This window comes from Sphaerotilus uruguayifluvii, from assembly GCF_013294065.1.
Lineage (GTDB): Bacteria > Pseudomonadota > Gammaproteobacteria > Burkholderiales > Burkholderiaceae_C > Sphaerotilus > Sphaerotilus uruguayifluvii.
Genome location: NZ_JABSNM010000005.1, coordinates 1 through 26,422 on the forward strand (window position 1 = coordinate 1; position 26,422 = coordinate 26,422).

General features: G+C 69.4%; 13 protein-coding genes. 10 read left to right on the plus strand and 3 right to left on the minus strand.

Going from position 1 to position 26,422, the window contains the following annotated elements; genetic code table 11:
- Window positions 1–229: 229 nt before the first annotated feature.
- Window positions 230–595 (minus strand): DciA family protein, encoded by a 366-nt coding sequence (locus HNQ01_RS06925; protein WP_286180558.1) that lies wholly within the window; start codon window positions 593–595, stop codon window positions 230–232.
- On the opposite strand from HNQ01_RS06925, the gene HNQ01_RS06930 reads away from it, so the two are divergent.
- From HNQ01_RS06930 to argJ, 4 genes are all read left to right on the plus strand, one after another.
- Window positions 575–1,621, plus strand: a complete 1,047-nt coding sequence (locus tag HNQ01_RS06930; RefSeq protein ID WP_173804635.1) for a M23 family metallopeptidase — start codon at window positions 575–577, stop codon at window positions 1,619–1,621. The two genes, HNQ01_RS06925 and HNQ01_RS06930, sit on opposite strands and share 21 nt — an antisense overlap.
- Window positions 1,622–1,795: 174 nt before the next feature.
- Window positions 1,796–4,561 carry a preprotein translocase subunit SecA gene (gene secA / locus HNQ01_RS06935; RefSeq protein WP_173804636.1) on the plus strand — a complete coding sequence of 922 codons (2,766 nt, stop codon included), beginning with the start codon at window positions 1,796–1,798 and terminating at the stop codon, window positions 4,559–4,561.
- A 130-nt stretch (window positions 4,562–4,691) separates the two neighbouring features.
- On the plus strand, window positions 4,692–5,324 hold the full coding sequence (locus HNQ01_RS06940) for a GNAT family N-acetyltransferase (protein ID WP_173804637.1): 633 nt from the start codon (window positions 4,692–4,694) through the stop codon (window positions 5,322–5,324).
- Window positions 5,325–5,356: 32 nt separating this feature from the next.
- Entirely contained in the window at window positions 5,357–6,586 is a 1,230-nt protein-coding gene (argJ, locus tag HNQ01_RS06945; RefSeq protein ID WP_173804638.1) for a bifunctional glutamate N-acetyltransferase/amino-acid acetyltransferase ArgJ, read from the plus strand.
- A gap of 31 nt (window positions 6,587–6,617) precedes the next feature.
- Here argJ and HNQ01_RS06950 read toward each other — a convergent pair whose 3' ends face one another.
- Together HNQ01_RS06950 and ugpQ are read right to left on the minus strand one after the other, a co-directional pair.
- Window positions 6,618–15,680: an immunoglobulin-like domain-containing protein gene (locus tag HNQ01_RS06950; protein ID WP_173804639.1), complete on the minus strand. Its 9,063-nt coding sequence runs from the start codon at window positions 15,678–15,680 to the stop codon at window positions 6,618–6,620.
- Window positions 15,681–15,819: 139 nt separating this feature from the next.
- Complete coding sequence (ugpQ, locus tag HNQ01_RS06955; RefSeq protein WP_173804640.1) at window positions 15,820–16,626, minus strand: glycerophosphodiester phosphodiesterase; 807 nt, start codon at window positions 16,624–16,626, stop codon at window positions 15,820–15,822.
- Between the two features lie 185 nt (window positions 16,627–16,811).
- Between ugpQ and HNQ01_RS06960 the strand changes: the two genes are divergently transcribed.
- From HNQ01_RS06960 to HNQ01_RS06985, 6 genes are all read left to right on the plus strand, one after another.
- Window positions 16,812–20,735, plus strand: coding sequence for a DUF3683 domain-containing protein (locus tag HNQ01_RS06960; RefSeq protein WP_173804641.1), 3,924 nt, complete (start codon window positions 16,812–16,814; stop codon window positions 20,733–20,735).
- A gap of 176 nt (window positions 20,736–20,911) precedes the next feature.
- Entirely contained in the window at window positions 20,912–21,328 is a 417-nt protein-coding gene (locus HNQ01_RS06965) for a gamma-butyrobetaine hydroxylase family protein (RefSeq protein ID WP_173804642.1), read from the plus strand.
- 49 nt (window positions 21,329–21,377) lie between these two features.
- On the plus strand, window positions 21,378–22,109 hold the full coding sequence (ubiE, locus tag HNQ01_RS06970; protein WP_173804643.1) for a bifunctional demethylmenaquinone methyltransferase/2-methoxy-6-polyprenyl-1,4-benzoquinol methylase UbiE: 732 nt from the start codon (window positions 21,378–21,380) through the stop codon (window positions 22,107–22,109).
- A gap of 393 nt (window positions 22,110–22,502) precedes the next feature.
- A complete protein-coding gene (locus HNQ01_RS06975) occupies window positions 22,503–23,870 on the plus strand; it encodes a TIGR03013 family XrtA/PEP-CTERM system glycosyltransferase (RefSeq protein ID WP_353621650.1) in 1,368 nt (455 codons plus the stop codon).
- A 283-nt stretch (window positions 23,871–24,153) separates the two neighbouring features.
- Entirely contained in the window at window positions 24,154–24,789 is a 636-nt protein-coding gene (locus tag HNQ01_RS06980; protein WP_173804645.1) for an XrtA/PEP-CTERM system exopolysaccharide export protein, read from the plus strand.
- Between the two features lie 119 nt (window positions 24,790–24,908).
- On the plus strand, window positions 24,909–26,420 hold the full coding sequence (locus HNQ01_RS06985) for an XrtA system polysaccharide chain length determinant (RefSeq protein ID WP_173804646.1): 1,512 nt from the start codon (window positions 24,909–24,911) through the stop codon (window positions 26,418–26,420).
- The last annotated feature ends 2 nt before the right edge of the window (window positions 26,421–26,422 follow it).

The following is a 26,422-nucleotide window of genomic DNA, read 5'->3' on the forward strand; positions in this document are numbered from 1 at the left end:
CAAGGCCCAAGCCGCCACCAGGCTGCACGGTCCGGTCTGGCCGCCTCAACGGCGTTCAGACTCTACCGCGCTGGTCTGGTCTGAAACATACAAGCCCGGCCCGTCCGGGTCCGGACCGGGCGCCTGCCGGCCGGCTTCAGCCGGCGGCAAGGCCCGCGAAACGAGGTGCGCGAGGATTTGCGCACAATGCCGATCCGGTGCCCCCGCGCCTGCGGGGGTGTGAACGACGTCACGAAGATGGCGCCGATTGAACCCGGATCCGGATGCCGCTACGCTGGAAACCTTTCTGCCGCAGCACCGCCTCGAGACGAGGCTGGAGCTGCCTGAGCTTGGCCGCGACGGCGGGATTGCCCGCCAGCAGCGTCCATCCCTCGTCGTCGGCGGGGCCGGAGCGCACATGCCTGGCCAGCGCGGCGGGCAGCAGCGGACGCACCGCATCCATGCGCGCGCTGGCCTGCGCCAGCCGCTGCTGGAGCCTCAGCAACGGCTCGCACTGGTCCAGTGCCCGCTGCAGCGGCAGCGGGTCCGGCACGGAAACCGACGCGCCCGGCGCGGGGCGAGGAACGAAGCGACGATGGATATCCTGATCACCCATGGCGGACTGGCCCGCACGCGCTCGCTGCACCTGCGGCCGCTGCAATTGTGGCTGATCCTCGCCGGGGCGGTCCTCGCGATGCTGCTGCTGTCGGGCACGGTCTACCACTTCGTGTTTCTGAAGGCGGTGCGCGAGGGCTGGCCGGTGGTCAGCCAGATCGTCGGCCCGGTCATCGGCCGCGACGCGGTGCAGCGCGAGCGCTACCTGCGCGAGAACGTCGACGCGATGGCGCAGAAGGTCGGCGAGCTGCAGGCCAAGCTGCTGAAGATCGAGGCGGTCGGCGAGCGTGTCTCGGGCCTGGCGGGCATCAAGGCCGAGGAGCTGCGTGCGCTCGACGAGGCCGCGAAGGCCGCCTCGGCGGGGGGCGCGGCGTCCGCGCCCGCGCGGCCGTCGCCCCGGGGCGGCCCCTTCGTGCCGGCACCGGTGCCGGTGCCGGCCGATGGCGCCGGCCGGCTCGAGGCGCTGATGCAGCAGCTCGATGCCCAGGCCGATCGCCAGTCCGACCTGTTCGTGCTGGCCGAGTCGCGCCTGCTGTCGAGCCGGCTGGAGATGATGCTGGTGCCCAGCGTGCGGCCGGTCGACTCCGGGATCGGCTCGGGCTTCGGCTTCCGCATCGACCCGTTCAACGGACGCACCGCGCTGCACACCGGGCTGGACTTTCCCGCCCCGGTCGGCACGCCGATCCACGCCGCCGCCGGCGGGCGCGTCACCGAGGCCCAGCCCGACGGCGCCTACGGGCTGGCGCTGCTGATCGACCACGGCAACGGCCTGGTCACCCGCTACGGCCACACCTCGCAGATCCTGGTGCGCCCGGGCGAGCTGGTGCGCCGCGGCCAGCAGGTCGCGCTGGTGGGCAACTCCGGCCGCTCCACCGGCCCGCACCTGCACTTCGAGGTGCTGCTCGACGGCGCGCCGCAGGACCCGGCGCGCTTCCTGGCGCGTGGCGAAAGCCTCGATGCGGCCGAGCGCGCCGCGCTGCTCGCGCCCGCGGCGGCGCCCCTCAGGAAAGCCGCCAGAGGCCGGTGATATAAACTCGAAAACTGTTTCCGTCGTCCGAGGGCGCGCCACAGCGGCGCGCCGGCCTGGCCTGCCGCGCTGCTGAACTCACACGGCCGCACCTCACCCACCTTGTTCCCGGATCCTGCGGCAAGGGCTGAACCGCCGCGGAGTCCCCTGCTCGCGTCGCGCACGTCCCCGTTCATGTTGCCCAAGCTCCTGACCCAGATTTTCGGCAGCCGCAATGACCGCCTGCTCAAGCAGTACCGGCGTGTGGTCGAGCGCATCAATGCACTCGAGCCGCAGTTCGAGAAGCTCAGCGATGAGGAGCTGCGCGGCAAGACCGACGAGCTGCGCCAGCGCGTCGCCGGCGGCACCTCGCTCGACGACCTGCTGCCCGAGGCCTTCGCCACCGTGCGCGAGGCCGGCAAGCGCGTGCTGAAGATGCGCCACTTCGACGTGCAGCTCATCGGCGGCATGACGCTGCACAACGGCAAGATCGCCGAGATGCGCACCGGCGAAGGCAAGACGCTGATGGCGACGCTGCCCGTCTACCTGAACGCGCTGTCGGGCAAGGGCGTGCATGTCGTGACGGTCAACGACTACCTGGCCAGCCGCGACGCGGCGACGATGGCGAAGCTGTACGGCTTCCTGGGCATGAGCGTCGGCGTGAACCTGCCGAACATGCCGCGCGAGGCCAAGCAGGCCGCCTACGCCGCCGACATCACCTACGGCACGAACAACGAGTTCGGTTTCGACTACCTGCGCGACAACATGGTCTACGAGACGGCGGACCGCGTGCAGCGGCCGCTGAACTACGCCATCGTCGACGAGGTGGACTCGATCCTGATCGACGAGGCGCGCACGCCGCTGATCATCTCCGGCCAGGCCGACGACCGCACCGACCTGTACCTGCGCATCAATGCGGTCGTACCCTTCCTGAAGAAGCAGATCGGCGAGGCCGATCCGCGCACCGGCGAGGGCGTGATCGAGCCGGGCGACTTCACCGCCGACGAGAAGACGCACCAGGTCTTCCTGACCGAGGCCGGCCACGAGAAGGCCGAGCAGCTGCTGGCCGAGGCGGGCCTGATCGTGCCGGGCGCGTCGCTGTACGACGCGGCCAACATCACGCTGGTGCACCACCTCTACGCCTCGCTGCGCGCGCACCACCTGTTCAACCGCGACCAGCACTACGTCGTGCAGAACGGCGAGGTCGTCATCGTCGACGAGTTTACCGGCCGCCTGATGAGCGGACGGCGCTGGTCCGACGGCCTGCACCAGGCGGTCGAGGCCAAGGAAGGCGTGAAGATCCAGGCCGAGAACCAGACGCTGGCCTCGATCACCTTCCAGAACTACTTCCGCATGTACGCCAAGCTCGGCGGCATGACCGGCACGGCCGACACCGAGGCCTACGAGTTCCAGGAGATCTACGGTCTGGAGACCGTGGTGATCCCGCCGAACCGGCCGATGATCCGCAAGGACGAGCTCGACCTGGTCTACAAGACCGACAAGGAGAAGTACGACGCGGTGGTCGCCGACATCCGCGACTGCTTCGAGCGCGGTCAGCCGGTGCTGGTGGGCACGACCTCGATCGAGAACTCCGAGCAGGTCGCGGTGCTGCTCGAGAAGGCCGGGCTGCCGCACCAGGTGCTCAACGCCAAGCAGCACGCCCGCGAGGCCGACATCATCGCCCAGGCCGGTCGGCCGAAGATGATCACGATCGCCACCAACATGGCCGGCCGCGGCACCGACATCGTGCTGGGCGGCAACATCGAGAAGCCGCTGCAGGCCATCGAGGCCGACGAGTCGCTGTCCGAGGCCGACAGGGCCGCGCGCATCGACCAGCTGCGCGCCGAGTGGAAGGAGCTGCACGAGAAGGTGCGCCAGCTCGGCGGCCTGCGCATCGTCGCCACCGAGCGCCACGAGAGCCGCCGCATCGACAACCAGCTGCGCGGCCGCGCCGGCCGCCAGGGCGACCCGGGCTCCTCGCGCTTCTACCTGTCGCTGGAGGATCCGCTGATGCGCATCTTCGCCGGCGACCGGGTCAAGGCGATCATGGACCGCCTGAAGATGCCCGAGGGCGAGGCGATCGAGGCCGGCATCGTCACCCGCTCGATCGAGAGCGCGCAGCGCAAGGTCGAGGGGCGCAACTTCGACATGCGCAAGCAGCTGCTCGAGTACGACGACGTCTCCAACGACCAGCGCAAGGTCATCTACCAGCAGCGCAACGAGCTGCTCGAGCAGACCGAGATCGCCGCGCAGCTCGCGCACCTGCGCCGCGGCGCGCTGACCGACGTGGTGCGCGCCTTCGTGCCGGCCGAGAGCGTCGAGGAGCAGTGGGACCTCGACGGCCTCGAGAAGGCGCTGGCCGAGGAATGGCAGCTCGAGATCGGCCTGAAGGGCCTGGTCGAGTCCAGCCAGGAGATCGACGACGCCGAGATCGTCGAGCGCGTCATCGCCGCCGCCGAGGCGTCCTACCAGGCCAAGGTCGCGCTGGTCGGCGAGGATCAGTTCAACAACTTCGGCCGCATGGTGCTGCTGCAGGCCATCGACACCCACTGGCGCGAGCATCTCGCCTCGCTCGACTACCTGCGCCAGGGCATCCACCTGCGCGGCTATGCGCAGAAGAACCCGAAGCAGGAATACAAGCGCGAGGCCTTCGAGCTCTTCAGCCAGATGCTTGATGTGGTAAAAATGGAAGTCAGCCGTCTGCTGCTGACGGTGCGCATCCAGTCCCAGGAAGAGGCCGCGCGTGCGGCCGGGGCGATCGAGTCCGAGGCCGAACACCTCGACAACGTCACCTACACCCATCCGAACGAGGATGGCAGCGTGTCCGAGGATCCGGCCGGCGAGGCCGATCCGGCGTCCCGGCCGCTGCCCGAGCACCTGATGCAGCGTGTCGGCCGCAACGATCCGTGTCCCTGCGGCAGCGGCAAGCGCTTCAAGCTGTGTCACGGCAAGCTGACCTGATCCTCGCCCGGTCGGTCAGACGAGTCCGAGAACAGGGGGCCCGCGGGCCCCTTGTCGCTTTCTCCGCGTTGTTCATCGTGTCAGGCCGGTGCCTTCCCGGCTCTCCTTTCCGACAGCAGGACCGTCGCCCATGACCCCAGACACCTTTCGCCACAGCCCGGAAATCCTGCCGGGCCGCCGCCTGCGGCTCGAGAAGATCCATGTCCGCCATGCGCCGGCGCTCTACGCCAGCGTGCGCCGCTCGATGCCCGAGCTCGACTACATCGCCTGGGGCCACCAGCACTGGGACGAGGAGGCCGCGCGCCACCACTGCGAGAGCACCCGCGAGTGGATCCTGTCGGAAGGCGAGGGCGTCAGCTACCTGGCCTTCGAGTACGACACCAGCACCTACGTCGGCTGCGTCGACCTGCACAGCGTCGACTTCGGCGTGCCGCGCTGCCAGATCGGTTTCGTCGGCTGCACCCGCCAGCGCGGCCGCGGCCTGATGCGCGATGCGGCGCTGACGCTGATGGACTGGGCCTGGCGCCAGGGCATGGTGCGCATCGAGGTCTGGTGCGACGTGCGCAACACCCGCTCGCTGGCCTTCGCCGAGAGCCTGGGCATGCTGCGCGAGGGCCTGATGCGCCAGGTCGAGCGCGACGGCCGCGGCCTGCTGTGCGACCACCATCTGCTGGCGCGCCTGGCCGGCGATCCGGTGCCGGATCGGCTGCCTACAATGCCCGCGCGCCGGGCCCGTGCCGATTCCGATCCGGCCGTGGCCTGAATCCCTCCTCATCTGCCCACCGTCCGACTGCCATGCCCGTCAATCTCTCCGCTCCGAATCCCCAGGACCTGCACCCGGTCGCCGGCGTGCAGCTCGGCATCGCCATGGCCGGCGTGCGCAAGGCCAACCGGCGTGACCTGACCGTCATCACGCTCGCTCCGGGCTCCAGCGTCGCCGGCGTGTTCACGAAGAACCGCTTCTGCGCCGCGCCGGTGCAGATCTGCCGCGAGCACCTCGCCGCCGGTCCGGCCAAGCGCGCGATCGTCATCAACACCGGCAACGCCAACGCCGGCACCGGCGACGACGGCCTGGTGCGCGCGCGCGCCGTGTGCCTGGCGCTGGCCAATGCGCTGGAGATCGCGCCCGAGGAGATCCTGCCGTTCTCGACCGGCGTCATCATGGAGACGCTGCCCAGCGACCGCATCCAGGCCGGCCTGCCCGCCGCGCTGGCCGACGCGAAGGCCGACAACTGGGCGGTCGCCGCAGAGGCGATCATGACCACCGACACGCTGCCCAAGGCCGCGTCGCGCCAGGTCACGATCGGTGGCAGGACGGTCACCGTCACCGGCATCAGCAAGGGCGCGGGCATGATCCGTCCGAACATGGCCACGATGCTGGGCTTCGTCGCCACCGACGCGGCGATCGACCCGGCGCTGCTGCAGCCGCTGGTCACCGAGGCGGCCAACCTCAGCTTCAACCGCATCACCATCGACGGCGATACGTCCACCAACGACTCGTTCGTGCTGATCGCCACCCACCAGGCCGGCAACGAGACGATCGCCGCGCTGGATTCGGCCGAGGGCCGGGCGCTGCGCGACGCCGTCGTGGCGGTGTCGCAGCAGCTCGCGCAGGCGATCGTGCGCGACGGCGAGGGCGCGACCAAGTTCATCGCCGTCACCATCGAGGGCGGCCGCACCGAGGCCGAGTGCCTGCAGGCCGCCTACGCCATCGCGCACTCGCCGCTGGTCAAGACGGCCTTCTTCGCCAGCGACCCGAACCTGGGCCGCATCCTGGCGGCGGTGGGCTATGCCGGCATCGACGACCTCGACCAGACCCTGATCGACCTGCACCTCGACGACGTGCATGTGGTCCACCAGGGCGGCCGCCGCCCCGAGTACCGCGAGGAAGACGGCCAGCGCGTCATGAAGCAGGCCGAGATCACCATCCGCGTCGGCCTGAACCGCGGCGACGCGCAGGCCACCGTCTGGACCTGCGACCTCTCGCACGACTACGTGACGATCAACGCCGACTACCGCAGCTGAGCGTCGGCGCAGACCATCGGCGTGGCCCGGCTCAGGGCCCGCAGTGGCTGCTGGTGTCGCTGGCCTGACGGATCAGCGTCTGCGCCAGCAGCTGCTCGGCGCTCGACAGCACGCCCGAGCAGTCCGCGGGCGCCGGAGCCGGTGCGCAGGTCGGGGCTGGTGCGCTGGTGCAGCTGCCGCCCGTGCCGCCGCCGCTGCTCCACTGCGCGAGCAGGTCCGCGGCCTGGGTCAGCAGGTCGCCGCAGTGCAGCGTGTCGGTGGTGCCGCCGCTGCTGCAGCTGCCCGTCGACGTGGTGTGGGTCGCATCGGTCGTCGTGAGGCCGTCGTGGCTGCAGGGATCGGCCAGCGACCAGTTCAGGATGCTGCCGGTCAGGCAGCCCGAGGTGTCGGGGACCAGGCAGGACGTGGCGGGAGCGCACTGCACGTCGCAGTGGCCGTTGCCGTCGACGTCGATGCCCAGCGTCAGCGAACCCGTGCGGCTGTCGCCGTCGGCATCCGTCAGCACGAAGCCGATCTTCTCCTGGTAGTCGTGCGAGGCGCCGGCCGGCGGCTGGTAGCTGTAGTGGCCGTTCTCCATGTTGAAGGTGAACTCGCCGCCGCTGGCGGTGCGCACCGTGACGGTGTCGGAGGCGCTGGTGGCCGGATCCCAGCGGTGCTGCACGCCGTCGACGATCAGCGCGCTCAGGTGGCCGCCGTCGGCGCCGGCGGCGTGATCGAGGCCGCCGGCCACCAGATCGCCCTGGACCGGGTCGGCCACCGTCTGCGCCAGCGCCGCGTCGAGCTGCTCGAAGCGGGTGACCAGCAGCGGCGAGATGCTGTCGTTGTGGTCGACGCCGTCGTGGGCGACCGGCGCCAGCGCCGAGACCGGCACGTCGCAGCCCAGGCCGATCGCGTAGGAGCGGATGTCGTGGCTGTCGAGGAAGCTCTCCCAGGTCTTCTGCTCCGCCGCGTCGATGCCGACGTCGCTCGTGGGCAGGTTCGGCCGTCCGTCGGAGAAGAAGTAGGCGACGCTCTGCCCGTCGACCAGCCGCCCCGGATCGTCGAAGGCGCCGCGCGCCGCGTCCAGCGCCGCGTCGTAGTTGGTGTTGCCGCCGGCGCTCAGGCAGTGCAGCGCCGAGCGCGCCTGGTCGGCCGTCATCCAGCAGGCGCCGCGCTCGCTGGCGCCGGTCGAGAAGGTCACCAGCCGCACCATCACGTCGCCGTGCTCGGCGTAGCTGTCGATCAGCTTCTCGATCGAGGCGATCGCGCTCTGCAGCCGGGTCTGGCCGTCGATGCCGTCGCGCGTCGACATCGAGCCCGACACGTCGAGCGTGACCAGCAGATTGGTCTGCACCAGGCTCAGGTCGGCGCAGCGGGCCACGCACAGCGGCACGGGTGAATCGTCGCGCACGCCGACGTCGATCGTGGCGCTGCTGCTCGAGTGGCCGTCGCTGACCTGCACGCCCAGCGACAGCGTCAGCAGGTCCTCGCTGCCGCGCACCGGGTGGTCGAGCGGCGCGTGCAGCGTCACGGTGTAGCGACCCTCGGCGTCGATCGTCGCGCTCAGCACCGGCTGGCCGCCCGCGCTGCCCACCAGCGGGTGCGCGGCCGAGCCGTCGCCGCTCCAGCTCAGCGCCACGCCGCCGCTCGAGTACAGGCCCGAGGGCGCGCCCAGCGTGAACGACAGCGTGCTGCTGTCGACGTCGCTGAACTGCAGCCGTCCGGTCGCGCAGGTCGTGACCGGATCGCCGGTCTCCGGCCGGCCGCCGGGCAGGCCCTCCTCGCTGAGCAGGGCGGTGCCGCCGCGCAGCACCGGCGCGTCGTCCACCGGCGTGATCGCCAGCGTCAGCGTCGAGACCGCGGCATGGCCGTGGCCGTCGCTGACGGTGCAGCTGGCCGCGGGCACCGCGCCGGCGTAGTCCTTGGCCGGCGTGAACAGGAACTGCCCGTCGCTGCCCACCGTCAGCGTGCCCACGCCGGCGATCGTCGCGCTGCTGCCGGCCGTGAAGCTCTGGTCGTTCCAGGTGAAATGGGTGACGGTGAGCGTGTCGCCGTCCGCGTCGCGGTCGTTGGCGAGCAGGTTGCCGCTGACGGCGGTGTCCTCCGGCGTGACGGCGCGGTCGGCCTGCAGCACCGGCGCGCTGTTGCCGTCGGCGATCTGCGTCGTGACCGAGAAGGCGCCGGGGTCGCCGCGCAGCACCTCGAAGCCGCCGCCGGAGATCGTGCCCAGCGTGACGGTGATCTGCTCGCCGCCCTCGGCCACGCCGTCGGCGGCGGTGGGCAGGTCGAAGCTGGCGCTGCGGCTGCCGGCGGGAATCGTCACCGAGGCTACCGGCGCGAAGTCGCTGCCGGCGCTGGCGCTGCCGCCGTAGTTCAGCCGGATCACCACGTCGGTGATGGCCGCCTGGCTGAGCGTGACGGTGTAGCCGCTGGCGACCGCACCCTCGGCGACCGCGGCCGGGCCGGTGATCGACACCAGGCAGGTGTCCTCGGCGCCGGGCGTGCCGGGGCCGAAGGGGCCGGCGTCGTCCAGCAGCGTCGTCGTCACGCTGCGCTCGAGCGGATGCACGACGATGGCCTCGAAGCCGCCGCCGGAGATCTCGCCGACCGAGACGGTGAGGGTCTCCTTGCCCTCGGCCAGCGCGTCGTCGAGGGTCTTCAGGTCGAAGGCGACGCTGCTCTGTCCGGCAGGGATGGTGACCGTGGTGACAGCCGAGTAGTCGGAGCCGTCGGTGGCGGTGCCGGTGTAGGCGAGCTTGACGGTGACGTCGGTGGCCGCGGGCTGGCTGAGCGAGACGGTGTAGCCGCCGGCGGTCTCGCCCTCGACCACGGTGGTCGGGCCGGAGATCGACACCAGGCAGGTGTCCTCGGCGCCGGGCGTGCCGGGGCCCGAGGGGCCGGCGTCGTCGTGCAGCAGCGTGGTGACCGAGGCCCGCGCCGGATCGCCGGCAATGGCCTCGAAGCCGCCGCCGCTGATCGTGCCCAGCGTCAGCGTGATCGTCTCGGTGCCCTCGGCCAGCGCGTCGTCGAGGGTCTTGAGGTCGAAGCTGGCCTGGCTCTGGCCGGCGGGGATGGTCACGCTGGCGACCTGGATGAAGTCGGTGCCGGCGGAGGCGGTGCCCGAGCAGACCAGGCGCACCGTCACGTCGGTCTGCGCGGGCTGCGTCAGCGAGACGGTGTAGCCGCCGGCCACCTCGCCCTCGACGACCTCGCCGGGACCGGAGATCGAGACGAGGCAGGTGTCCTCGGCACCGGGCGTGCCGCCACCGCTGCCGCCGACGTCGTCGATGAGGGTGGTGGTCACCGCGCCGTGCGCCGGATCGACCGCGGTCGCCTCGGAGCCCGGCGCGCCGATCCGCGCGATCGCGACGGTGAACTGCTCCGCGCCCTCGGCGAGCGCATCGTCGAGCGTCGAGATCGAGAACGTGGCCTGCGTCTGCCCCGCCGCAATCGTGATCGAGGCCACCCGCACGAAGTCGCTGCCGTCGACCGCCGTGCCCGAGTAGCTCAGCCCGACGACGACACCCTGCGCCGACGGCTGGCTGAGACTGACGACATAGCCTTCCGCCACCTGACCTTCGACGACCTCGCCCGGCCCCGTGATCGACACCAGGCAAGTGTCCTCGCTGCCCGGCGTGCCACCGCTACCACCGCCGACGTCGTCGGTGATCGTGGTCGTGACCGACCCATGAGCCGGATCAGCCGCGATGGCCTCGAAGCCGCCACCGGTGATGTCGCCGACCGAGATGGTGATGGTTTCGGCGCCTTCGGCCAGGGCGTCGTCGATGGTCTTCAGATCGAAGGTGACGCTGCTCTGGCCTGCGGGGACGGTGACCGTGGTGACGGCGGTGTAGTCGCTGCCGTCGGCGGCGGTGCCGGAATAGGTGAGCTTGACGGTGACGTCGGTGGCTGCCGGCTGGCTGAGCGAGACGGTGTAGGAACCGGACTCGCCTTCGGTGATGGAGCCGGCGGCCGGGCCTGCAATCGACACCAGGCAGGTGTCCTCGCCGCCCGGCGTGCCACCGCCACTGCCTCCGACATCATCGGTAATCGTCGTGGTCACCGAGCCCTGAGCCGGATCGGCCGCGATGGCCTCGAAGCCGCCGCCGGTGATGTCGCCGACCGAGATCGTGATGGTCTCGGCGCCTTCGGCCAGAGCATCGTCGATGGTCTTCAGATCGAAGGTGACGCTGCTCTGGCCGGCGGGGATGGTGACCGTGGTGACGGCGGTGTAGTCGCTGCCGTCGGTGGCGGTGCCGGAATAGGTGAGCTTGACGGTGACGTCGGTGGCTGCCGGCTGGCTGAGGCTGACGGTGTAGCCGGTTGCCGGTTCACCCTCGACGACGGAGGCGGGGCCGGAGATCGAGACGAGGCAGGTGTCCTCAGCGCCCGGCGTGCCACCGCCACCACCGCCGACGTCGTCGGTGATCGTGGTCGTGACCGAGCCCTGAGCCGGATCGGCCGCGATGGCCTCGAAGCCGCCGCCGGTGATGTCGCCGACCGAGACGGTGATGGTCTCGGCGCCTTCGGCCAGCGCGTCGTCGAGGGTCTTCAGATCGAAGGTGGCGCTGCTCTGGCCGGCGGGGACGGTGACCGTGGTGATGGCGGTGTAGTCGGAGCCGTCGGTAGCGGTGCCGGAATAGGTGAGCTTGACGGTGACGTCGGTGGCTGCCGGCTGGCTGAGCGAGACGGTGTAGCTGGTTGCCGGTTCACCCTCGACGACGGAGGTCGGGCCTGCGATCGAGACGAGGCAGGTGTCCTCGGCGCCCGGCGTGCCACCGCCCGAGCCGCCGACGTCGTCGGTGATCGTCGTGGTCACCGAGCCCTGAGCCGGATCGGCCGCGACGGCTTCGAAGCCGCCGCCGGTGATGTCGCCGACCGAGACGGTGATGGTTTCGGAGCCTTCAGCCAAGGCGTCGTCGAGGGTCTTCAGATCGAAGGTGACGCTGCTCTGTCCCGCGGGAATGGTGACCGTGGTGACGGCGGTGTAGTCGGAGCCGTCGGTGGCGGTGCCGGAATAGGTGAGCTTGACGGTGACGTCGGTGGCTGCAGGTTGGCTGAGCGAGACGGTGTAGGAGCCGGACTCGCCTTCGGTGATGGAGCCGGCGGCCGGGCCTGCAATCGACACCAGGCAGGTATCCTCGGCGCCCGGCGTGCCGCCACCACCGCCGACGTCGTCGGTGATCGTGGTCGTGACCGAGCCATGAGTCGGATCGGCCGCGATGGCCTCGAAGCCGCCGCCGGTGATGTCGCCGACCGAGATGGTGATGGTCTCGGAACCTTCGGCCAGGGCATCGTCGATGGTCTTCAGATCGAAGGTGACGCTGCTCTGGCCGGCGGGGACGGTGACCGTGGTGACGGCGGTGTAGTCGGAGCCGTCGGTGGCGGTGCCGGAATAGGTGAGCTTGACGGTGACGTCGGTGGCTGCCGGCTGGCTGAGGCTGACGGTGTAGGAGCCGGACTCGCCTTCGGTGATGGAGCCGGCGGCCGGGCCTGCAATCGACACCAGGCAGGTATCCTCGGCGCCCGGCGTGCCACCGCCACCACCGCCGACGTCGTCGGTGATCGTGGTCGTGACCGAGCCCTGAGCCGGATCGGCCGCGACGGCTTCGAAGCCGCCGCCGGTGATGTCGCCGACCGAGATCGTGATGGTCTCGGAGCCTTCGGCCTGCGCGTCGTCGAGGGTCTTCAGATCGAAGGTGACGCTGCTCTGGCCGGCGGGGACGGTGACCGTGGTGACGGCGGTGTAGTCGCTGCCGTCGGTGGCGGTGCCGGAATAGGTGAGCTTGACGGTGACGTTGGTAGTTGCCGGCTGGCTGAGGCTGACGGTGTAGCCGGTCGCCGGCTCACCTTCGACGACGGAGGTCGGGCCGGAGATCGAGACGAGGCAGGTGTCCTCGGCGCCGGGCGTGCCACCGCCCGAGCCGCCGATGTCGTCGGTGATCGTGGTCGAGACCGAACCATGAGCCGGATCGGTTGCGATGGCCTCGAAGCCGCCGCCGGTGATGTCGCCGACCGAGACGGTGATGGTCTCGGAGCCTTCGGCCAGGGCATCGTCGATGGTCTTCAGATCGAAGGTGATGCTGCTCTGGCCGGCGGGGATGGTGACCGTGGTGACGGCGGTGTAGTCGCTGCCGTCGGCGGCGGTGCCGGAATAGGTGAGCTTGACGGTGACGTCGGTGGCTGCGGGTTGGCTGAGGCTGACGGTGTAGCCGGTTGCTGGCTCACCCTCGACGACGGAGGCGGGGCCTGCGATCGACACCAGGCAGGTGTCCTCGCTGCCCGGCGTGCCACCGCCACTGCCTCCGACATCATCGGTAATCGTCGTGGTCACCGAGCCCTGAGCCGGATCAGCCGCGATGGCCTCGAAGCCGCCGCCGGTGATGTCGCCGACCGAGATGGTGATGGTTTCGGCGCCTTCGGCCAGCGCGTCGTCGATGGTCTTCAGATCGAAGGTGATGCTGCTCTGGCCGGCGGGGATGGTGACCGTGGTGACGGCGGTGTAGTCGGAGCCGTCGGTGGCCGTGCCGGAATAGGTGAGCTTGACGGTGACGTCGGTGGTTGCCGGCTGGCTGAGGCTGACGGTGTAGCCGGTTGCCGGCTCGCCCTCGACGACGGAGGCGGGGCCGGAAATCGACACCAGGCAGGTGTCCTCGCTGCCCGGCGTGCCACCGCCCGAGCCGCCTATGTCGTCGGTGATCGTGGTCGTGACCGAGCCCTGAGCCGGATCGGCCGCGACGGTCTCGAAGCCTCCGCCAGTGATGTCGCCGACCGAGACGGTGATGGTTTCGGAGCCTTCAGCCAGGGCGTCGTCGATCGTCTTCAGATCGAAGGTGATGCTGCTCTGGCCGGCGGGGATGGTGACCGTGGTGACGGCGGTGTAGTCGGAGCCGTCGGTGGCGGTGCCGGAGTAGGTGAGCTTGACGGTGACGTCGGTGGTTGCCGGCTGGCTGAGCGAGACGGTGTAGGAGCCGGACTCGCCTTCGGTGATGGAGCCGGCGGCCGGGCCTGCAATCGACACCAGGCAGGTGTCCTCGCTGCCCGGCGTGCCACCGCCCGAGCCGCCGACGTCGTCGGTGATCGTGGTCGTGACCGAGCCCTGAGCCGGATCGGCCGCGATGGCTTCGAAGCCGCCACCGGTGATGTCGCCGACCGAGATGGTGATGGTCTCGGAACCTTCAGCCAGGGCATCGTCGATCGTCTTCAGATCGAAGGTGACGCTGCTCTGTCCCGCGGGAATGGTGACCGTGGTGACGGCGGTGTAGTCGCTGCCGTCGGTGGCCGTGCCGGAATAGGTGAGCTTGACGGTGACGTCGGTGGCTGCCGGCTGGCTGAGCGAGACGGTGTAGGAGCCGGACTCGCCTTCGGTGATGGAGCCGGCGGCCGGGCCGGATATTGAGACGAGGCAAGTGTCTTCGCCGCCCGGCGTGCCACCGCCACTGCCTCCGACATCATCGGTAATCGTCGTGGTCACCGAGCCCTGAGCCGGATCGGCCGCGATGGCTTCGAAGCCGCCGCCGGTGATGTCGCCGACCGAGATGGTGATGGTCTCGGAGCCTTCAGCCAGCGCGTCGTCGATGGTCTTCAGATCGAAGGTGACGCTGCTCTGGCCGGCGGGGACGGTGACCGTGGTGATGGCGGTGTAGTCGGAGCCGTCGGTGGCGGTGCCGGAATAGGTGAGCTTGACGGTGACGTCGGTGGCTGCCGGCTGGCTGAGCGAGACGGTGTAGCCGGTTGCCGGTTCACCCTCGATGACGGAGGCGGGGCCGGAGATCGAGACCAGGCAGGTGTCCTCGGCGCCCGGCGTGCCGCCGCCACCACCGCCGACGTCGTCGGTGATCGTGGTCGTGACCGAGCCCTGAGCCGGATCGGCCGCGATGGCCTCGAAGCCGCCGCCGGTGATGTCGCCGACCGAGATGGTGATGGTCTCGGCGCCTTCGGCCAGCGCGTCGTCGAGGGTCTTCAGATCGAAGGTGACGCTGCTCTGGCCGGCGGGGATGGTGACCGTGGTGACGGCGGTGTAGTCGGAGCCGTCGGTGGCCGTGCCGGAATAGGTGAGCTTGACGGTGACGTCGGTGGCTGCCGGCTGGCTGAGGCTGACGGTGTAGCCGGTTGCCGGTTCACCCTCGACGACGGAGGCGGGGCCGGAGATCGAGACCAGGCAGGTGTCCTCGGCGCCGGGCGTGCCGCCGCCCGAGTCGCCGACGTCGTCGGTGATCGTGGTCGTGACCGATGCGTGTGCCGGGTCGATCGTGATCGTCTGCCCTGCGGTCGTGCCGCTGATCTCGCCGATCGTGATGGTGACGCTCTCGGCTCCTTCGGCCAGGGCATCGTCGAGGGTCTTCAGGTCGAAGGTGATGCTGCTCTGGCCGGCGGGGATGGTGACCGTGGTGATGGCGGTGTAGTCGCCGCCGTCGGTGGCCGTGCCGGAATAGGTGAGCTTGACGGTGACGTCGGTGGTTGCCGGCTGGCTGAGCGAGACGGTGTAGCCGGTGGTCTGGCCTTCGATCACGCTGGGGGGGCCGCCCAGTCCGACCTGCGCATGGTGGCTGCCCTCGCCGCCGTTCCCGCTGCCGGTGTCGGTGCCTCCGCCCTGGTCGAGGCCGGTGCCGAGCGTGCCGTCGGCGCTCTCCGGCTCGACGAACGAGGGCGTGCGGTCGTAGGCGTACTGGTATTCCTGCGGCGTGACGATCTCGATGACCCGGTCGACGATCATGCCCGGCTGCAGGCTGCCGTCGCCGCCGCCCTCCAGGCCGGCTCCGGGCTCCATCTCGAGCTCGCCGTTGTCGAGGCTGGCGATGATGCGGTCGAGCGCGTCGTCGCCCGTCGGATAGGTGACGGGCCGCACGTTGGTGGCCACCGCGTCCCCGCCCAGGCTGATCTCGACGACGCCGTTCTGTCGCGTCAGCAGCACGTCGCCCTTCAGCACCACGTCCCCGAGCTGCAGCGCATGCGTGCCGCCGTCGTCCTGGCGCATCACCGCGTCGCCCCACAGTCCGACGACCACGCCGGCCGGCAGGCGGCTCGGGACATAGTGGACGTTCAGCCGCGGCAGGTCGGGCTGGGCAGCGCTCGACGAGGCGGTGGAACCATGGGGGGAGAGGGTGGCGGGCATGGAGAGCCTTTCGACGGTCGCGAATGCGTGAGCGGGGCGCGCGTGCAGCGCGCCTCGCCGATATCGGAGGCGTCGGGAAGGCTCTTGAGAAGGTGCGCCGGTTCGCGAAAAACCGGCGGCACGCGCCGGCCGGGGTCGCTCAGTCGGCCGGCACGAAGCGGTCGACCTCGTCGCTGATCAGGCCGTCGATGCCCAGGTCGATCAGCTCGCCGGCGCGGCCGGGATCGTTGACGGTGTAGGCCAGCACGCGCAGGCCGTCGCGATGCAGCCGCCGGATCAGCTCCGGCGTGAGCAGCGACTGCGCGAGCACCATCGCGCTGCAGCCCAGCCGCTCGGCGATGTCGATGCAGTCGGGCCACAGCGTCTCGACCAGCAGCGCGCGCGGCAGCTCCGGCGCGACCTCGCGGGCCGCCGCCAGCGCCTGCGGCCGGAACGAGCTCAGCAGCGGCCAGATCGCCTGCTCGTCGTGCACCGCCTCGCCCCAGAGGCGGCGCACCTCCAGCGCGACCTGCCGGCCGGTGCGCTCCTCGTCGCCGGCCGCGGCCTTCAGCTCGATGTTCAGCGCGTGGCTGTTGCGCAGGCAGAAGGCGGCGACGCCGTCCAGGCTGGCCAGCGGCTCGCCGGCGAAGATCCGGCCGTGCCAGCCGCCGGCGTCGAGCCGCGACAGCTCGGCCCAGCCCAGGTCGAGCGCCGCGCCGGCGGCATCGGTGGTGCGCTCGAGCGTGTCGTCGTGCAGCAGGAAGGGCACGCCGTCGGCGCTCAGCCGCACGTCGCACTCGAAGGCGCGCCAGCCCAGGCCGGCCCCGGCGCGCATCGCCGCCAGGGTGTTCTCCGGCGCCAGCCGGCCGGCGCCGCGGTGCGCGAACCACAGCGGATAGGGCCAGGGCCGCGCCGGGGTCGGTGTCGTGTCCTCGTCGTCGCTGATGGGGTCGTCGGGCAGGTTCATCGGGATCCCTCGTGCTGGTCGGCCTCCAGATTGCGCCGTGGCGATGTCCGGGTCAAGACAGCTTTTCGTGGCAGCGCATCCACGCCGTCTCGGGACCGGAAAGGACGTGCCGCGGCGGGAAAAAGGCCCGCTGCGGTAGCATTGCCGGTCCTGCGCGCGCCTCGCGCTGCTGCCTTCGCGGCCCCATGAACGCTCCGCTGCCCCCCAATCCGCTGCTCCAGTCCCCCGGTCAGGACGTCGATCCGGCCCACGCCGAACCGCGCCTGCGCGAGATTCCGTACAACTACACCTCGTTCTCCGACCGCGAGATCATCATCCGCCTGCTGGGCGCGCGCGCCTGGGAGCTGGCCGACCAGCTGCGCGGCGAGCGCCGCACCGGTCGCTCCGCACGCATGCTCTACGAGGTGCTGGGCGACATCTGGGTCGTGCAGCGCAATCCCTACCTCGAAGACGACCTGATCGACAACCCGAAGCGGCGCGAGAACCTCATCGAGGCTCTGCATCACCGCCTCGCCGAGGTCGAGAAGCGCCGCACGCCCGGCGCCGATCCGGCGCGCGACGCGCTGGTCGGCGAGCTGATGGCGATGGCGCGCGGCGCGGTCGAGCGCTTCGCCGAGCGCTTCCGCCAGGTCCACGACCTGCGCCAGCGCACGAAGAAGGTGCTGGGCCGCCACACCCGCGCCGACAACCTGAAGTTCGACGGCCTGAGCCGCGTGGCCCACGTCACCGACGCCACCGACTGGCGCGTCGAGTACCCCTTCGTCGTGCTGACGCCCGACACCGAGGCCGAGATGGCCGCGCTGGTGGCCGGCTGCGTCGAGCTCGGCCTGACGATCATCCCGCGCGGGGGCGGCACCGGCTACACCGGCGGCGCCGTGCCGCTGACCTGGAAGAGCGCGGTCATCAACACCGAGAAGCTCGAGCAGATGACCGAGGTCGAGTTCGTCGACCTGCCGGGCGTCGCGCACAAGGTGCCGACGATCTGGACCGGCGCCGGCGTCGTCACGCAGCGCGTGGCCGATGCGGCCGAGCGCGGCGGCCATGTCTTCGCGGTCGATCCGACCTCGGCCGAGGCCTCGTGCGTGGGCGGCAACATCGCCATGAACGCCGGCGGCAAGAAGGCGGTGCTGTGGGGCACGGCGCTGGACAACCTGGCCAGCTGGCGCATGGTCACGCCCGAGGCCAAGTGGCTCGAGGTGGTGCGCCTGGACCACAACCTGGGCAAGATCCACGACGTCGAGGTCGCCCGCTTCGAGCTGAACTACTTCGATGCCTCGGGCCGCACGCTCGAGCGCACCGAGCGGCTCGACATCCCGGGGCGCGTCTTCCGCAAGGAAGGCCTGGGCAAGGATGTCACCGACAAGTTCCTCGCCGGTCTGCCCGGCATCCAGAAGGAAGGCTGCGACGGCCTGATCACCTCGGCGCGCTGGGTGGTGCACCGCATGCCGGCGCACACCCGCACCGTCTGCCTGGAGTTCTTCGGCAACCCGAAGGACTGCGTGCCCTCGATCGTCGAGATCAAGGACTTCATGTTCGGCGAGATGAAGAAGCCGGGCGGCGCGATCCTGGCCGGCCTCGAGCATCTCGACGACCGCTACCTGAAGGCGGTCGGCTACGCGACCAAGAGCAAGCGCGGCGGCTTCCCCAAGATGGTGCTGATCGGCGACATCGTCGGCGACGACGAGGACGCGGTCGCGCGCGCCACCAGCGAGGTGGTGCGCCTGGCCAACGGCCGCTCGGGCGAGGGCTTCGTCGCCATCTCGGCCGACGCGCGCAAGAAGTTCTGGCTCGACCGCAAGCGCACCGCCGCGATCTCGAAGCACACCAACGCGTTCAAGGTCAACGAGGACGTGGTGATCCCGCTCGAGCGCATGGGCGAGTACACGCTGGGCATCGAGCGCATCAACATCGAGCTCTCCCTGCGCAACAAGATCGCGCTGGCCGACCGGCTGGAGGCCTTCTTCCAGAGCGGCAACCTGCCGCTGGGCAAGACCGACGATGCCAGCGAGATCCCGAGCGCCGAGCTGCTCGAGGACCGCGTGCAGCAGGCCCTGGCGCTGATCCGCGAGGTCCGCGCGCAGTGGCAGCAGTGGCGCGACGGCCTCGATGTCGTGCAGCCCGACACCGGGCGGACCTTCTTCGAGCAGATCCAGGACGTCAGCCTGCGCGCGTCGTGGAAGACGCAGATCCTCAAGGCCTTCCAGCAGCGGCTCTTCGCCGGCGCGGCCTTCGTGCCGGTCATCGAGGCCTGCAAGAAGATGCACAAGGAAGTGCTGCGCGGGCGCACCTGGGTGGCGCTGCACATGCATGCCGGCGACGGCAACGTGCACACCAACATCCCGGTGAACTCCGACAACTACGAGATGCTGCAGACCGCGCACGAGGCGGTCGCGCGGATCATGGTGCTGGCGCGCAGCCTGGGCGGCGTGATCTCGGGCGAGCACGGCATCGGCATCACCAAGCTGGAGTTCCTGACCGACGCCGAGCTGGCGAACTTCGCCGCCTACAAGGCGCGCATCGATCCGGAAGGGCGCTTCAACAAGGGCAAGCTGCTGCGCCCGCAGGACCGCGTCACCGACCTGGGCACCGACACCCGCTCGGCCGACCTGAGCGAGGCCTACACGCCCAGCTTCGGCCTGATGACGCACGAGTCGCTGATCATGCAGCAGAGCGACATCGGCGACATCGCCGCGTCGGTCAAGGACTGCCTGCGCTGCGGCAAGTGCAAGCCGGTGTGCGCCACGCATGTGCCGCGCGCCAACCTGCTCTACAGCCCGCGCAACAAGATCCTGGGCACCTCGCTGCTGATCGAGGCCTTCCTGTACGAGGAGCAGACCCGCCGCGGCGTCAGCCTCAAGCACTGGGAGGAGTTCGAGGACGTCGCCGACCACTGCACCGTCTGCCACAAGTGCTTCACGCCGTGCCCGGTCAAGATCGACTTCGGCGACGTGACGATGAACATGCGCAACCTGCTGCGCAAGATGGGCAAGAAGAGCTTCCGGCCGGGCAACGCCGCCGCGATGCTGATGCTCAACGCCACGAACCCCGAGACGATCAAGATCGCCCGCTCGGCGATGGTGGGCGTCGGCATGAAGGCGCAGCGCCTGGCGCACGACGTGCTCAAGCTGGCCGCGAAGAAGCAGACCAGCGCGCCGCCGGCGACGGTGGGACCGGCTCCGATCAAGGAGCAGATCATCCACTTCGTCAACAAGAAGATGCCCGGCGGCCTGCCGAAGAAGACCGCGCGCGCGCTGCTCGACATCGAGGACCGCGACTACGTGCCGATCATCCGCGACCCGAAGGCGACCACCGCCGAGACCGAGGCGGTGTTCTACTTCCCCGGCTGCGGCTCGGAGCGGCTGTTCAGCCAGGTCGGCCTGGCCACGCAGGCGATGCTCTGGCACGCCGGCGTGCAGACGGTGCTGCCGCCGGGCTACCTGTGCTGCGGCTATCCGCAGCGCGGCTCCGGCCAGTTCGACAAGGCCGAGCAGATGATCACCGACAACCGCGTGCTGTTCCACCGCGTCGCCAACACGCTGAACTACCTCGACATCAAGACGGTGGTGGTCTCGTGCGGCACCTGCTACGACCAGCTCCAGGGCTACCAGTTCGACAAGATCTTCCCCGGCTGCCGCATCGTCGACATCCACGAATATCTGTTGGAAAAAGGCATCACGCTGCAGGGACAAGGTAACTTCATGTACCACGACCCCTGCCACACGCCGATGAAGCTGCAGGACCCGATGAAGACGGTCAAGGCGCTGGTCGGCCCCGGCGTGGTCAAGGCCGAGCGCTGCTGCGGCGAGTCCGGCACGCTGGGCGTGACCCGCCCCGACATCTCGACGCAGATCCGATTCCGCAAGGAAGAGGAGATCCGCAGGGCCGAAGGCCAGCTGCGTGCGCAGGGTGCCCAGGGCGACCTGAAGATCCTGACCTCCTGCCCGAGCTGCCTGCAGGGCCTGTCGCGCTATGGCGACGACCTGAAGGACGGCCTGCTCGAGGCCGACTACATCGTCGTCGAGATGGCACGCCGCATCCTCGGCGAGAACTGGATGCCGGAGTACGTCGCGCGGGCCAATGCCGGCGGCATCGAGCGCGTCCTGGTCTGAGTCGTGCCTGCAGGCGGGCCCGCCGGCCCGCTTGTCCCGTCTCTTCACCTTTGTCATGTCCGCCGTCACGGCCGGTCGCGGATAATCGGGGCGCCTGCACCGTCGGCTGCCGCCGCGGTGCCTCTGATCCTCCCGGTCGCGCCGCTGCCGGCGCGCCTTTTCCGGACCCTTCCCGCATGACCCATTCCGTGCCCCAGCCCACCGCGCTGACGCTGCACCAGCAGTCCCGCGTGCTGGAGATCGGCTTCGACGACGGCCAGACCTTCCGTCTGCCCTACGAACTGCTGCGCGTGTACTCGCCGTCGGCCGAGGTCCGCGGCCACGGCCCCGGGCAGGAGGTGCTGCAGACCGGCAAGCGCGAGGTCGAGGTCGTCGACCTGCAGCTGGTCGGCCACTACGCGATCCAGCCCGTCTTCAGCGACGGCCACGACAGCGGCCTCTACACCTGGGAGATGCTGCACGACCTGGGCATGCGCCAGGCGCAGCTCTGGCAGGAGTACCTCGATCGCCTGAGCGCGGCCGGCGTCGACCGCGATGCACCGATGCAGGGCGCCGCGAGCGCCGGTGGTGCCTGCGCGTCCCACGGCCACTGAGATCCGTCAGGCACGGAAGCTGCTAATTCCCCGACCCGATTTCCTGCCCATGAGCGATACCCATTTCGGCTTCAAGACCGTCGACGAGCAGAGCAAGGCGCGCATGGTGCGCGGCGTGTTCGACTCGGTCGCGGCCCGCTACGACCTGATGAACGACCTGATGTCGGGCGGCATGCACCGGCTCTGGAAGGCCTACACGCTGGCCGTCTCGGGTGCGCGCGAGGGCCAGCAGGTGCTCGACATCGCCGGCGGCACCGGCGACCTGAGCCGCGCCTTCGCGCGCAAGGTCGGCCGCAGCGGCTGCGTGGTGCACACCGACATCAACGAGGCGATGCTCGGCCGCGGCCGCGACCGGCTGGTCGACGAGGGGCTGGTGCTGCCGACGGTGCTGTGCGATGCCGAGAAGCTGCCCTTCCCGGAGGCGCGCTTCGACATCGTCTCGGTCGCCTTCGGCCTGCGCAACATGACGCACAAGGATGTCGCGCTGGCCGAGATGTGCCGGGTGCTCAAGCCGGGCGGCAAGCTGATGGTGCTGGAGTTCTCCAAGGTGGCCGCGCCGCTCGAGAAGGTCTACGACTGGTACTCCTTCAGCGTGCTGCCGAAGCTGGGCCAGCTGGTGGCCGGCGACGCCGAGAGCTACCGCTACCTGGCCGAGTCGATCCGCATGCATCCCGGGCAGGCCGAGCTGAAGGCGATGATGAAGACCGCCGGCTTCGGGCATGTCGATGTCCACAACCTGACAGGTGGTGTCGTCGCGCTGCACGTCGGTCTGAAATGTTGAGCCGGAGTTGATCCTGGTCGGCCTTCGAGTGCGTATTGCACGCCAGACTGCGCGGTGATGCGGCAGTACCGGGATTGCGGGATTACTTGTTTTCTCAATTCGAACGACCGTTACAGAATTCGGCGTACTGTCTGATTTGCACCTCTGTCAGAGTCACAGTTGGTACAAGTCTTCACTCTCTCGTTAATACGTCACACAATCGTGATCCAGTCTCCCTTGCGTGAGGGGGAGCCGGTCGAGCCGATGTCGAGGCCGGACCGCTTGGGTCGAAAATCCGGAGGGCAGGGATGCCAGCCTTCCGCGCGGCGGGATGCGCAAGGGCATCCAGTGTTTGCCAAGGGGGCTGCAAGAATGTTTCGAGTTTTCCAGCACCGGTCGTCGGGAACCCACTTCGTGGAACTGTTCGCCGATGGTCTGCTCTGCTTCATCGCCGCGCTGCTGTCTGCAGCCACGCTGGCCAGTCCGGTGCCCGGAGCCAGTCCGCTGACCCAGGTCATCACGCCGACGATCCTCTTCTCGGCCTTCTCCTTCGCGCTGGTGATGGCGCTGCTGTACTCCTTCGTCGGCCTGTACCGTCATCGCAACCTCGGCCTGGTGCCGATGGTGCTGCGCATCGGCTTCGCCTTCCTGGTCGGTGGCTACATCACCTACCTGACGATCAAGTACATCCGCTATGACGGCTACGCCAGCAGCCTGGTCGGCTACTCGCTGGTCTACCTGATGGTGGGTCTGGCGATCTACCGTGGCGTGGCCTGGGGCGTGCGTCAGGTCGTCGGCACCCGTCGCGTGCTGATCGTCGGCACCGGCCCGGATGCGCGCCAGGTCTGCACCGACCTGCGCGCCGGCGGCCAGTGGGCCGGCTACGACGTCGTCGGCTTCTACCCGACCACCGAGCAGACCGACCGGGCCGCGCTGCGTGGCGCCGCCCATGTGTTCGATGCCCGCCAGAAGCTGGTCGACCTGGTGCGCGAGCACCGCATCAACGAGATCATCGTCGCGGTGCGTGAGCAGCGCGGCGGCGGCGTGCCGATGAACGATCTGCTCGAGTGCCGCATCGGCGGCGTGCCGATCATGGATCTGGCCTACTTCTACGAGCGCACGAAGGCCGAGGTGCCGGTCGACAGCCTGAAGGCCAGCTGGCTGGTCTACGGCGACGGCTTCGTCCAGGGCCATGCCCGCGAGATCACCAAGCGCCTGTTCGACATCGTCAGCTCCTCGGTGCTGCTGGTGCTGGGTGCGCCGGTCATGCTGCTGACCGCGCTGGCGATCCGCCTCGACAGCCCCGGCCCGATCCTCTACAAGCAGGAGCGCGTCGGCATGAGCGGCAAGGGCTTCATGTGCATCAAGTTCCGCAGCATGCGCACCGATGCCGAGAAGGATGGCGTGGCCCGCTGGGCGTCCAAGAACGACTCGCGTATCACCCGCGTCGGCGCCTTCATCCGCAAGACCCGCATCGACGAGCTGCCGCAGCTCTTCAGCGTGCTGCGCGGCGAGATGAGCATGGTGGGTCCGCGTCCGGAGCGCCCGTCCTTCGTCGCCCAGCTGCGCGAGCAGATTCCCTACTACGACCTGCGCCACACGGTGAAGCCGGGCCTGACCGGCTGGGCCCAGGTCCGCTACGCCTACGGCGCCTCGCTCGAGGACGCGCGCAAGAAGCACCAGTTCGACCTGTACTACGTCAAGAACAACTCGCTGCTGCTGGACCTGCAGGTCCTGATCGAGACGGTCAGCGTGGTGCTGTTCCGCGAGGGAGCGCACTGAGGAATACCGGGGAGACCTGCCCGCTGCCGGCACAGCCTTCCTTGCGACAGCGCACGAGCCTTTGTTCGTGCGCTGTTTCGTTTGGGGTGATGTTCATTTTTTTCATTTGGGCGGAAATGCCGGTTCTGGTTCACGAATGGTCACGATTGCTGTCCGACAGGCCTGTTCTGTAAGGAATCATTGCAAACCGACGGTACGATCACGTCACCGTGTGGACAGACCGGCGGGACAGATTGCTCTGGCTATCGCAGTTGGCTTGCAGTTATTGAAGAGAGGAATTCGCATGAGGATCGAAACGGGCCGTCTCACGCGTGCGGCCGCATGGCTGCTGGCTTCGACGCTGGCTGTGGGGGCCCTGTCGGGTTGCGGCAGCATCGGCCGCTATCCGCCGGCGCCGCGCAGCGCCGAGACGCCGGACCACCGCTATCGCATCGGCCCGCTGGACACGCTCAATGTCGTCGTCTGGCGCAACCCGGAGCTGTCGGCGACCGTCACCGTGCGTCCGGACGGCCGCATCTCCACGCCGCTGGTCGAGGATCTGCTGGCGTCGGGCAAGAACCCGTATGACCTGTCGCGCGAGATCGAGAAGGAACTCGGCAAGGTGATCCGCGATCCGGTCGTCACCGTGGTCGTCGGCTCGTTCCAGGGGGTCTACAGCGACCAGATCCGCATCGTCGGCGAGGCGGCCAAGCCGCAGAGCGTGGCCTTCCGCCAGAACATGAGCCTGCTCGACGTCATGATCCAGGCCGGCGGCCTGACCGACTTCGCCGACGGCAACTCGGCCGTGCTGGTGCGCGGCTCCGAAGGCGGCAAGCAGTACAGCGTCCGGCTGAAGGACCTGCTCAAGCGCGGCGACATCTCGGCCAACGTCGATGTCAAGCCGGGCGACATCATCATCGTGCCCCAGAGCTGGTTCTGAGACACGCCTGCCGTCGCACATGGCCGGCCCCGGCAGGGGCGGCCCGCGGTCCGACGGCCCGAACTGACGATTACAGGTAGACAGCCGGTATGAACGATTTCACCCGACAGGCTGCGATCTTGGCTGGAAGCGTATGGCGACACCGCTGGGTGGCGGTGGCCGTCGCGTGGCTGGTGGCCATTCTTGGTGCGCTGGTGGTCATGGTCGTGCCCGAGCGCCACGAGGCTCGAGCCCGGATCTATGTGGACACGCAGACCGTGCTGCGTCCGATGATGGTCGGTCTGGCCTTCCAGCCCGACATCGACCAGCAGGTTCGCATGCTCGGCCGCACGCTGATCTCGCGCCCGAACGTCGAGCGTCTGGTCAACAACCCCACGGTCGGACTCGAGAAGGTCGAGCCGTCGAAGGTCGACAGCCAGATCGAGACGCTGATGAAGACCATCAAGGTCGAGCAGACCGGGGGCAACAACCTCTACGCCATCAGCTATCGCGACACCAACGGCGAGCGCGCCCAGCGCCTGGTCGAGGCCCTGGTCTCCATGTTCATGGAGAGCGGCATCGACTCCAAGCGCAAGGACTCGGCCGACGCGAGCCGCTTCATCGACGAGCAGATCAAGTCCTACGAGACCAAGCTGACCGAGTCGGAGAACCGCCTGAAGGAATTCAAGCTGAAGAACATGAACGTCGCGGCGACGCAGACGCAGGACTTCTTCGGCCGGATCCAGTCGATGACCGACGAGGTCAACCGCCTGAAGGTGCAGCTCAGCGCCGCCGAGCGCTCGCGCGACGCGATCCGCCGCGATCTCGAGGGCGAGGATCCGCAGCTGCCGATGGGCGCCGCCTCCGCGGTGTCGATGACGCCGGACCTCGACGAGCGCATCCTCGCGCTCAAGCGCCAGCTCGACGACATGGAGCGCCGCTACACCGAGAACCACCCCGACGTGAAGACGACGCGGCGCATGATCACCGAGCTCGAGCAGAACCGTCGCGCCGAGCTCGACCGCCTGCGTGCCGAGAACCCGAAGCGCCGCACCGCCGCGACCAATCCGGTCTACCAGCGCCTGCGCAACAACCTCTCGGATGCCGAGGCCAACGTCGCCTCGCTGCGCGGCCAGCTCGAGGCCCAGGCCGCACGCCTGGAGGAGATCCGCTCGCAGGCCAACCGCGTGCCGCAGGCCGAGGCGGAGCTGGCGCAGATGAACCGCGACTACGAGATCCTGCGTCGCAACTACGACCAGCTGGTGCAGCGCCGCGAGGCCGCCTCGCTGGGCGTGAAGATCGACCAGACCGCGTCGATGGCCGACTTCCGCATCATCGAGCCGCCGCGCATGCTGCCGGCGCCGGTCTTCCCGAGCCGCATCCAGATGGCTGCGGGCGTGATGCTGCTGTCGATGGTGATCGGCGTCGCCGTCGCCTACGCGATGACGCTGGTCAACCCGACCTTCGCCAGCGAGCGCGAGCTGCGCGAGTTCACCAAGCGTCCGGTGCTGGGCAGCCTGACGAAGATCGAGGATCCTCGCGAGCGTGACCAGCTGCGCCAGGACCGCATGAAGCTGGCCGGCGTGATGGGGCTGTTCCTGCTGGCGAATGTCGGCTGGATGGCCTGGATCTCGATGCGCGCGGCCACCTGAGG

What these genes read in the sequence shown, in the direction of transcription:
- HNQ01_RS06925 (WP_286180558.1), bottom strand. Translation starts at nt 595, where the DNA reads ATGGGTGATCAGGATATCCATCGTCGCTTCGTTCCTCGCCCCGCGCCG.
- argJ (WP_173804638.1), top strand. Translation starts at nt 5,357, where the DNA reads ATGCCCGTCAATCTCTCCGCTCCGAATCCCCAGGACCTGCACCCGGTC.
- HNQ01_RS06940 (WP_173804637.1), top strand. Translation starts at nt 4,692, where the DNA reads ATGACCCCAGACACCTTTCGCCACAGCCCGGAAATCCTGCCGGGCCGC.
- HNQ01_RS06930 (WP_173804635.1), top strand. Translation starts at nt 575, where the DNA reads ATGGATATCCTGATCACCCATGGCGGACTGGCCCGCACGCGCTCGCTG.
- secA (WP_173804636.1), top strand. Translation starts at nt 1,796, where the DNA reads ATGTTGCCCAAGCTCCTGACCCAGATTTTCGGCAGCCGCAATGACCGC.
- ubiE (WP_173804643.1), top strand. Translation starts at nt 21,378, where the DNA reads ATGAGCGATACCCATTTCGGCTTCAAGACCGTCGACGAGCAGAGCAAG.
- HNQ01_RS06950 (WP_173804639.1), bottom strand. Translation starts at nt 15,680, where the DNA reads ATGCCCGCCACCCTCTCCCCCCATGGTTCCACCGCCTCGTCGAGCGCT.
- HNQ01_RS06965 (WP_173804642.1), top strand. Translation starts at nt 20,912, where the DNA reads ATGACCCATTCCGTGCCCCAGCCCACCGCGCTGACGCTGCACCAGCAG.
- ugpQ (WP_173804640.1), bottom strand. Translation starts at nt 16,626, where the DNA reads ATGAACCTGCCCGACGACCCCATCAGCGACGACGAGGACACGACACCG.
- HNQ01_RS06980 (WP_173804645.1), top strand. Translation starts at nt 24,154, where the DNA reads ATGAGGATCGAAACGGGCCGTCTCACGCGTGCGGCCGCATGGCTGCTG.
- HNQ01_RS06960 (WP_173804641.1), top strand. Translation starts at nt 16,812, where the DNA reads ATGAACGCTCCGCTGCCCCCCAATCCGCTGCTCCAGTCCCCCGGTCAG.